The sequence below is a fragment of the Mesorhizobium sp. M7A.F.Ca.CA.004.04.2.1 genome, from assembly GCF_004022825.1.
Lineage (GTDB): Bacteria > Pseudomonadota > Alphaproteobacteria > Rhizobiales > Rhizobiaceae > Mesorhizobium.
Genome location: NZ_RZPH01000889.1, coordinates 1 through 2555, shown reverse-complemented (window position 1 = coordinate 2555; position 2555 = coordinate 1). Strand labels below are relative to the sequence as shown.

General features: G+C 65.2%; 3 protein-coding genes and 1 pseudogene. All 4 read left to right on the top strand.

Features of this window, described 5'->3' with window-relative positions; genetic code table 11:
- The first annotated feature begins 1 nt into the window (after position 1).
- On the top strand, positions 2-721 hold the full coding sequence (locus EN893_RS28725; RefSeq protein ID WP_206640189.1) for an ABC transporter ATP-binding protein: 720 nt from the start codon (positions 2-4) through the stop codon (positions 719-721).
- Positions 721-1422: an ABC transporter ATP-binding protein gene (locus EN893_RS28720; protein WP_127266436.1), complete on the top strand. Its 702-nt coding sequence runs from the start codon at positions 721-723 to the stop codon at positions 1420-1422. The genes EN893_RS28725 and EN893_RS28720 overlap by 1 nt, the downstream gene beginning before the upstream one ends.
- 67 nt (positions 1423-1489) lie before the next feature.
- Positions 1490-2353: a branched-chain amino acid ABC transporter permease gene (locus EN893_RS28715; RefSeq protein WP_127266435.1), complete on the top strand. Its 864-nt coding sequence runs from the start codon at positions 1490-1492 to the stop codon at positions 2351-2353.
- An 8-nt stretch (positions 2354-2361) separates the two neighbouring features.
- Positions 2362-2555 (top strand): annotated as a pseudogene (locus EN893_RS28710) (branched-chain amino acid ABC transporter permease); the annotation flags it as partial.

Here is a 2555-nt window from a genome sequence, read left to right as displayed (position 1 = left end):
AGTGCTGATACTCAGGCTGGAAAACGTTTCGAAGTCCTTCGGCGCCCTGAAGGTTGCGGATTCCGTGACCGTCAGCGTGCCGCGCGGCGAAGCGCTGGGCATTATCGGCCCGAACGGCGCGGGAAAATCGACGCTCTTCAACCTGATCACCGGCAATCTGTTTGCCAATGAGGGGCGCATCGAATTGCTCGGCCGCGACGTGACCCGTGCTCCGGCGATGGAGCGGGTGCGCATGGGCGTTGGCCGCAGCTTCCAGATTCCGCAGCCTTTCGAGGGGCTGACCGTGTTCGAAAATCTCTTGACCGCTGCCGCTTTCGGCCGCGGCGGACGCGAGGCCGAGATGGTCGACGATTGCGCTGGTATCCTCGAGGAGACGGAGCTTCTCAGGAAGGCCAATTTCGTGGCCGGCTCGCTGAGCCTTCTCGACCGCAAGCGCCTCGAACTCGCCCGCGCCCTGGCGACAGGCCCTGAGCTTCTGCTTCTGGACGAGATCGCCGGCGGTCTGACGGAGGGCGAATGCAAGGCCCTGGTCGCGACGATCAAGGCGATCCACGCCAGGGGCACGACAATCATCTGGATCGAGCATGTGCTGCACGCCCTGAATTCGGTGGTAGAGCGGCTTCTCGTGCTGGATTTCGGGCGTGTGATCGGGATCGGTGCGCCTGATGAGATCATGGCCTCGAAGGCGGTTCGCGAAATCTATCTGGGGCTCGAGGTCTGATGCTGGAAACGCGTGGCCTCACCGCGAATTACGGCCAGTTCCGGGCGCTGTTCGGTGTGGATATCAGCGTGGCCGCGGGCGAATGCGTGGCGATTATCGGCGCCAATGGCGCCGGAAAATCCACGCTGATGCGCTCGATCACGGGCGTGATCGGCAACGAGCCCGGTATGGTGCTGCACAGAGGCGAGTCGATCGGCGCGCTGTCGTCGGCCGAGATCATGAAGCGCGGTATCGCCATGGTGCCGGAGGGGCGCCGACTGTTCCCTTCGCTGACTGTCGAGGAAAACCTGCTGGTCGGCGGGCAGGCGCGCAAGGTGCCGGGGCCGTGGAACCTCGACGCGGTCTATGATCTTTTTCCGATCCTGCGCGAGCGGCGCAAGAGCCCCGGCACAGCGCTCTCGGGCGGCCAGCAGCAGATGGTGGCGATCGGCCGGGCGCTGATGTCGAACCCCGAATTGCTGCTCTGCGACGAGATCAGCCTCGGCCTCGCGCCCGTCGTCATCCGCGACATCTACGCAGCCCTTCCCAGGATCCGCGAAGGCGGCGCCGCGATCGTGCTGGTGGAGCAGGATATCGGCAAGGCGCTGGCGGTCGCCGACCGTGTCTACTGCATGATGGAGGGCCGCGTCACGCTGGCCGCCAGGGCGGCCGAGGTCAAGCGCGAAGACATCCATTCTGCCTATTTCGGAGTGGCGGCATGATCCGGAAACCGAGGCTCCGTCATCTGCTCGCGCAGCGCTCTTGTGGCCTGATCGAGGTGGCGCGGCGATGATCTGGCTGGACACCCTCGTGCAGGGGATTCTGCTGGGCGGGCTCTATGCCCTATTTGCAGCGGGATTGAGCCTCGTCTTCGGCATCATGCGGCTGGTGAATCTCGCCCATGGCGACCTCATCATCCTTGCCGCCTATCTGGTTTTGATGGGCGTCACGCTGCTCGGCCTGTCGCCCTGGATCGCTGCCCTGGTCGCCATGCCGGCGATGTTCGCGCTCGGCTGGCTGCTGCAGGCCGCCGTGCTGAACCGCGTGCTGGGCAAGGACATCCTGCCGCCGCTTTTGGTCACCTTCGGCCTGTCGGTCGCCCTGCAGAACGGCCTGCTCGAGGCCTTCTCCGCCGACAGCCGCCGTATTCCGGTGGGCGCGTTGGAAGGGGCATCGCTCGATCTCGGGCTGGTCACGGTGGGGATCATGCCGCTGATGACCTTTGCCTCGGCGATCGTGATGATCATTGCCCTGAACGGGCTCTTTTACCACACCGCGCTCGGCCGTGCCTTCCGCGCCACCTCGGACGACGCCGTGACGGCGGGGCTGATGGGGATAGAACCGAAGCGGATTTTCGCGATCGCCACCGGGATCGCCATGGTCGTGGTGACGCTGGCGGCCCTCTATCTCGGCATGCGGGCAAACTTCGATCCTTCGATCGGGCCGGCGCGGCTGATCTATGCCTTCGAGGCGGTGATCATCGGCGGCCTCGGCAGCCTATGGGGAACGCTCGCGGGCGGGATCATCATCGGCGTGGCGCAGACGTTTGGTGCCGCGCTCAATCCGGAATGGCAGATCCTGGCCGGCCACATCGCCTTCCTGGCCGTGATGCTGCTCAAACCGCGCGGGCTTTTTCCGCGCGCAGTGGATTGAGGGGCGGCATGTATCGACTGACAACCCGCACCCGCGCCGGAACCGTAACCGCGATCACGGTGCCGATCGTCATCGTCGCCGCGCTCGCGCTGCCTGCCGTGGCCTCGCGGGGCGTCATACAGGATCTGTTCTTCATCCTCACCATGCTGACGCTGGCGCAGATATGGAACCTTCTGGCGGGCTATGGCGGCCTGGTCTCGGT